The 5,841-nt window shown below is 69.9% G+C and carries 3 protein-coding genes; 1 reads left to right on the top strand and 2 read right to left on the bottom strand.

Annotated elements, in window-relative coordinates:
• Positions 1-240 precede the first annotated feature (240 nt).
• Entirely contained in the window at positions 241-504 is a 264-nt protein-coding gene (locus tag H609_RS0110875; RefSeq protein WP_028484960.1) for a hypothetical protein, read from the bottom strand.
• 59 nt (positions 505-563) lie between these two features.
• Positions 564-1,652 carry a metal-dependent hydrolase gene (locus H609_RS0110870; protein WP_019558669.1) on the bottom strand — a complete coding sequence of 363 codons (1,089 nt, stop codon included), beginning with the start codon at positions 1,650-1,652 and terminating at the stop codon, positions 564-566.
• A 95-nt stretch (positions 1,653-1,747) separates the two neighbouring features.
• Here H609_RS0110870 and H609_RS0110865 point away from each other — a divergent pair, with 95 nt between their 5' ends.
• Positions 1,748-5,413, top strand: a complete 3,666-nt coding sequence (locus tag H609_RS0110865; protein WP_051206781.1) for a hydantoinase B/oxoprolinase family protein — start codon at positions 1,748-1,750, stop codon at positions 5,411-5,413.
• The last annotated feature ends 428 nt before the right edge of the window (positions 5,414-5,841 follow it).

The raw sequence follows: 5,841 nt of genomic DNA, 5'->3' as shown, positions 1-5,841 counted from the left end.
GGAGCGAGGTTCCCGGGCGAAATCCGGGTGCCCTTCTTTGGGTCCTTTCTTGGGCAAGCAAGAAAGGACCTCGCGGCGCGCTGGCGAGTCAGCGCCGGGCAGTATGCGGACCGGAGCCACCGTAAACACCGAGCGACGAACCAGGGCCAGCCACAACAAGGCAGGCGGCCGAACGAAGCCACCGTTACCAGCGAACGACGAACCAGGCCCGGATCGTCGTAGGCCCCCGCGCTTGGCGGATTAGCCGCGCGGCTTGAAGCCGGGCGGATGGCGCGCGATCCAGGCGACAAAGCCGCGGATCACCGGCTCGCTCAGCAGCGCGTCGCGCGTGTTCAGGCGCTCGGCCAGGACTTGCTCGTCGAAGTGCTTGTGAATGTAATCGTGGCAGGGACGACAGACCCAGAGAATGCGACCCTCGCGCTCCGCGCGGCTGAAGCGCCGCCGGATGCGCTTGCGCCGGTGCTGCTTGCGCGGAATCAGATGGTGGCGTGTCAGCGTATCCATCCGACGCCCGCACAGCTCGCATCCGTGCGGTGGGCTGCCGTCGGGAGAGCCGGATCCGTTCACGGTGTCTGCTGGCGGAGGCGACAGCGCGGCGGCGGCCGGGCGATAGCATAGTCGGGCTCGGCCAGGTCCATCAGACAGGGCGCCCCCTCCGGGTCGACAATGCGCGTGGCGATGGCGCGGATCGCATCGCCACGCAAGCCGGCCTCGCGGACCTGGCGGCTGGCGACGGGCTGCCATTCGCCGTCGCGTTCCTCCGCGATCTCGAAGCCGAAGGGGAAGTAGCCGGGGGCGCCCAGACGCAGGTCGGTGACGACCAGCCGGTCGGGTTCGTCGTCTCGCTCCGCACGATGGAAACGCAGGAAGTCGCCGGCGAACCACTGCAGACGTTGCCCGTCCTCCAGGGCCAGCGCGGCATCCTCCAAATGGGCGCCGCGCTCGAAGACCTCGAAGTCCGGCCGGATGGGCTGATCGAGGATGCCGACCCAGGCCTCCAGGAAGTGGCCGTCGTCGATGACGGTGACGCGCCAAAGGAGCAGGTTGAACGGGGTGGGCTGGATCATGCGCGGCTGGTCCTGCAGGTCCATTGCGATCAGCGTGGGCTGGATGCGATGGTCGAGCCAGGCCTTCAGCGCGAGACCGGAACCGGCGTAGGCGGTGGACAGCACGAGTCCGGCGACCAGCAGGCGTGGCGCGAAACGGTAGAACAGGGCACCGATGGCCGCGACCAGCAGCGGCAGGGTGTATAGCGGGTCGATCACGAAGATCGAGCCCGTGGACAGGGGGCCGACCGGCAGCGGCCAGAACACCTGGGTGCCGTAGGTGGTCAGCAGGTCATTCATCGAGTGTGTGGCCCAGATCAGGAAGAAGAACAGCCACCAGCGGCCAAAGCCGATCTCCCGCGTCGCCGGGACCTTCGCCAGCAGCCCCGCGACACCGGTGGCCACCAGCAGCTGTACCAGCCAGGAGTGGGTAAAGCCCCGGTGGTGGATGAACTCGGATACCGCGTCCCCGTAAGCTATGAACGCATCCAGGTCGGGCAGCAGCGCAACGCCGGCCCCCAGCACTACGGCCTTGCGCCCCAGGCGGGAGCCGAGGACGAGGCCGCCGATCACGGCACCGAGACTGGCGTGGGTAACGGGATCCATGCGTGATCATTCCTTCATTCAGAGGCTCGACGATTACCGAGCCTGCGACCGGGCCGCGGGGCGCGAGTTCGGGCGATCAAACCAGAGCGGTGGACATGACTCAAGCCACAGGGGCGAAAGATTGGCGTTTCTGGGTGGACCGGGGCGGGACGTTCACCGACCTGGTCGCGCGTGATCCGACGGGGCGTCTGCATACCCGCAAGTTGCTGTCCGATAACCCGCAGGCGTATGCCGATGCGGCGGTACAGGGGATGCGCGACCTGCTCGGCGTCGATCCTGGCGCGCCGATCCCCGAGGGGGTGATCCACGAGGTGCGCATGGGGACCACAGTGGCCACCAACGCTTTGCTCGAGCGCAAGGGGGAGCGCACTCTGCTGGTGATCACCGAGGGTCTGGAGGACGCGCTGGCGATCGGGCACCAGGCGCGGCCGGAGCTGTTCGCGCGCGCCATTCGGCTGCCGTCGCCGGTGTACGCCCGCGTGGAACCGGTGCGCGAGCGGGTGAACGCGGCCGGGGAGATCCTCCAGCCGGTGGACCTGGAGGCCCTGCGCCCGCGCCTGCAGGCGGCCCTGGACGACGGGATTCGCGCGCTGGCGATTGTGTGCATGCACGGCTATCGCTATCCGGCGCATGAACAGGCTATCGCGGCACTCGCCCGCGAGATGGGGTTCGCCGAGGTGGCTGCCAGCCACGCGACCAGCCCGCTGATCAAGCTGGTACCCCGCGGCGAGACCACGGTGGTGGATGCCTATCTGTCGCCGGTGCTGGGCCGCTATGTGGAACAGGTCAGCACGGAACTGGGCGATGTGCCCCTGCGCTTCATGCAGTCGCATGGCGGGCTGGTGGATGCGGCGCGGTTTCGCGGGCGTGACGCGATCCTTTCGGGGCCGGCCGGCGGGATCGTCGGAGCGCTGAAGACCGCCGCGCCGCTCGGCTTCGAGCGCCTGATTACTTTCGATATGGGCGGGACTTCCACGGACGTCGCGCATCTGGCCGGCGAGCTCGAACGCCGCCAGGAGAGCGAGGTGGCCGGTGCCCGCCTGCGCGTGCCGATGCTGGACATCCACACCGTCGCGGCGGGCGGCGGCTCGGTTTGTCGCTTCGACGGCATCCGCCTGCGGGTCGGGCCGGAGTCGGCCGGGGCGCAGCCGGGGCCGGCCTGCTATGGCCAGGACGGGCCGCTGACGGTGACCGACTGCAACGTTCTGCTGGGGCGCCTGCGTCCCGAGTATTTTCCGGCGGTGTTCGGCCCCGGGCGCGACCGGCCGCTGGATCCGGAACCGGTCCGCCGACAGTTCGATGCGCTGGTGGAGGCCGTCCGTTCCGCGACCGGGGAGGCGGCGACGCCGGAAGGGCTGGCCGAGGGGCTGTTGCAGATTGCGGTGGAGCACATGGCCCAGGCCATCAAGACCATCTCGGTGCAGCGCGGCCACGATGTGTCGCGCTACGCCCTGGTGTGTTTCGGCGGCGCGGGCGGGCAGCATGCCTGCCGGGTGGCGGAGCAGCTGGGCATGGAACACATCCTGTTCCATCCGCTGGGCGGGGTGCTGTCGGCCTACGGCATGGGGCTGGGCGAGCTGCGCGCCCTGCGCGAGCGCAGCCTGGAATGGCCGCTGGACGAGGCGCATGCCGAGGCGATCGGTGCGGCGCTGGAGGATCAGGCCGGCGCGGCGATCGCGGCTCTGACGGAGCAGGGCGTGGCGGCGGACGCCATGCGCATCGAGCGGCGTCTGCATCTGCGGCTGGCGGGGTCGGATACCGCGCTGGAGGTGCCGGCCGGTTCGCCCGCGGCACTGATGGAGGCCTTCGCCACGGCCTGGCGCGGGCGGTACGGGTTCGCGCCGCCGGATCGTCCGCTGGTCGTGGCGGTTGCGGCGGCCGAGGCGATCGCGACCAGCGCCGGGGAGTCGATGGCCAAGCCGGAGGCATGCCCCGATGCGGTGCCCGCACCCCAGGCGGATACGGTATCGCTGCGGGTGGCCGGCGAGTGGCGCGATGTCCCGCTGTACCGGCGCGAGGCGCTGTGCCCCGGGATGACCCTGGCGGGTCCGGCGCTGGTGATTGAGGCCACCGCGACACTGGTGCTGGAGCCGGGCTGGCATGGCCGGATCGAGCACGAGGGTACGCTGCGGCTCGCGCGCGCGGCCGGCGCCGAGTGGCATGCGCAGCCCGCGGCCACCGATGCCGCCGCGATCCCACGCGATCCGGTGTTGCTGGAGGTCTTCAACCACCGCTTCATGGCGATCGCCGATCAGATGGGCTTTACGCTGCGCAACACCGCGCACTCGGTGAACATCAAGGAGCGCCTGGATTTCTCCTGCGCGCTGTTCGACGCCCACGGCCAGCTGGTGGCCAATGCCCCGCACATGCCGGTGCATCTGGGGTCGATGGGGGCCAGCGTGCGCGCGGTGGTCGCGGCCGCGGGCGACGACCTGCAGCCGGGGGATGCGTGGGTGCTGAACGACCCCTACAACGGCGGGACCCATCTGCCGGACATCACGGTGGTCACGCCGGTGTTTGTCGGGCCGGGCGGCGCGGTGACCGAGGATTCGAAGGCCGAGGTGGCGGCCCCGGCATTTTTCGTGGCCTCGCGCGGGCACCATGCGGATGTCGGCGGCATCACCCCGGGGTCGATGCCGGCGTTCTCGCACCGGCTGGAGGAGGAGGGCGTGCTGATCGCCCCGACCCGCCTGGTCCGCGACGGGCGTTTTGCCACATCGCGTATCCGGACACTGCTGGGGTCGGGTGACTGGCCGGCCCGCAACCCGGATCAGAACCTGGCGGATCTGGACGCCCAGGTGGCGGCCAATCGCAAGGGACTGGAGGAGCTGGGCCGGCTACTGGACGAGTATGGCGTGCCGACCGTCACGGCCTACATGCAGCACGTACAGGACAATGCCACCGAGGCGGTCGAGCGGCTGATCCCGAGTCTGGAGGGCGGTACGTTCCAATATGCGCTGGACAACGGCGCCGAGATTCGGGTGGCCGTCACGCGTGATCCGGGGGCACGCCGCCTGCGGATCGACTTCGCGGGGACCTCGCCGGCCCGCGAGGACAATTTCAATGCCCCGGGCTCCATCGTGCGGGCGGCGGTGCTGTACGTGCTGCGCACGTTGCTGGAAGACGAGATCCCGCTGAATGATGGCTGCCTGGCGCCGGTGGACCTGGCGATCCCGGAGGGCTGCCTGCTGAATCCGGTGCCGCCCGCCGCCGTGGTCGCCGGGAACGTCGAGACCTCGCAGGTGGTGACCGATGCGCTGTTCGGGGCCCTGGGCGTGCAGGCCGCGGCTCAGGGCACGATGAACAACCTGACCTTTGGCGATGCCGGGCGGCAGTACTACGAGACGATCGCCGGCGGTGCCGGGGCCGGTCCCGGGTACGAAGGGGCCAGCGCCGTACAGACGCACATGACCAACTCCCGCCTGACCGACCCCGAGGTGCTGGAGAGTCGTTTCCCGGTGCGGGTGGAGCGATTCGGCTATCGCCGGGGCTCCGGTGGCGCCGGGCAGTACCGCGGTGGCGATGGCGTGATCCGCCGACTGGGCTTCGATGCGCCGATGGAGGTGGTGCTGCTGGCCAACCGGCGCCGCGTGCCACCGTTCGGACTGGCCGGGGGCGAGCCGGGGGCGCCGGGCGAGGATGTGATCCTGCGTGCGGATGGCGGCCGCGAGCCGCTGGCGGGCTGCGACCGTCGCGAGGTGGGCCCGGGGGATGCAGTGGAGATCCATACGCCTGGCGGGGGCGGCTACGGTCGCGGGTAGGGTCCGGCCACCGCCCTTGGCGTCCGGTGCTCGGCCTTCGGGCCCTTGGAGATCGACGCGGCGGGCCGTGCGATGACAGGGAACCGTCCGGTCGGTCATTGCGTACATGGACGCCCCCGGTTTGCCAAGCGTTTGAGTGATGGTTTCGGGGCGACGATTGCTCCCGTACATTCGGACTGCGTGTGCGGCTTTCATTCGCCACGGTCCCGGATGGATTCCGCGGGTGGAGGGTCCCAGCGAGGTCACGCACTCGAGGTGCTTCGCAATGATCGGACTGGCCCCCACCGGGATCGCTCCCGTTGCCATCATGCTCAATCGCTTGCGCAATCGAGGGTTGGGTACGTAATAACGCGTTCGCTTCTCCGTTTTTGTAGGCTTACGCGGCGACGCCGCGCAGGCCGGGGTCGAACGTCCGGTCATGGGCCATC

Source organism: Thioalkalivibrio sp. ALE17, assembly GCF_000425605.1.
Taxonomy (GTDB): Bacteria; Pseudomonadota; Gammaproteobacteria; order Ectothiorhodospirales; family Ectothiorhodospiraceae; genus Thioalkalivibrio.
The sequence above is the reverse complement of the archived record's forward strand: the minus strand, read 5'-3'. Positions and strand labels throughout refer to the sequence as shown.

Excerpts from the sequence above, each read along its gene's own strand:
- H609_RS0110875 (WP_028484960.1), bottom strand. The coding sequence starts at position 504 with ATGGATACGCTGACACGCCACCATCTGATTCCGCGCAAGCAGCACCGG.
- H609_RS0110870 (WP_019558669.1), bottom strand. The coding sequence starts at position 1,652 with ATGGATCCCGTTACCCACGCCAGTCTCGGTGCCGTGATCGGCGGCCTC.
- H609_RS0110865 (WP_051206781.1), top strand. The coding sequence starts at position 1,748 with ATGACTCAAGCCACAGGGGCGAAAGATTGGCGTTTCTGGGTGGACCGG.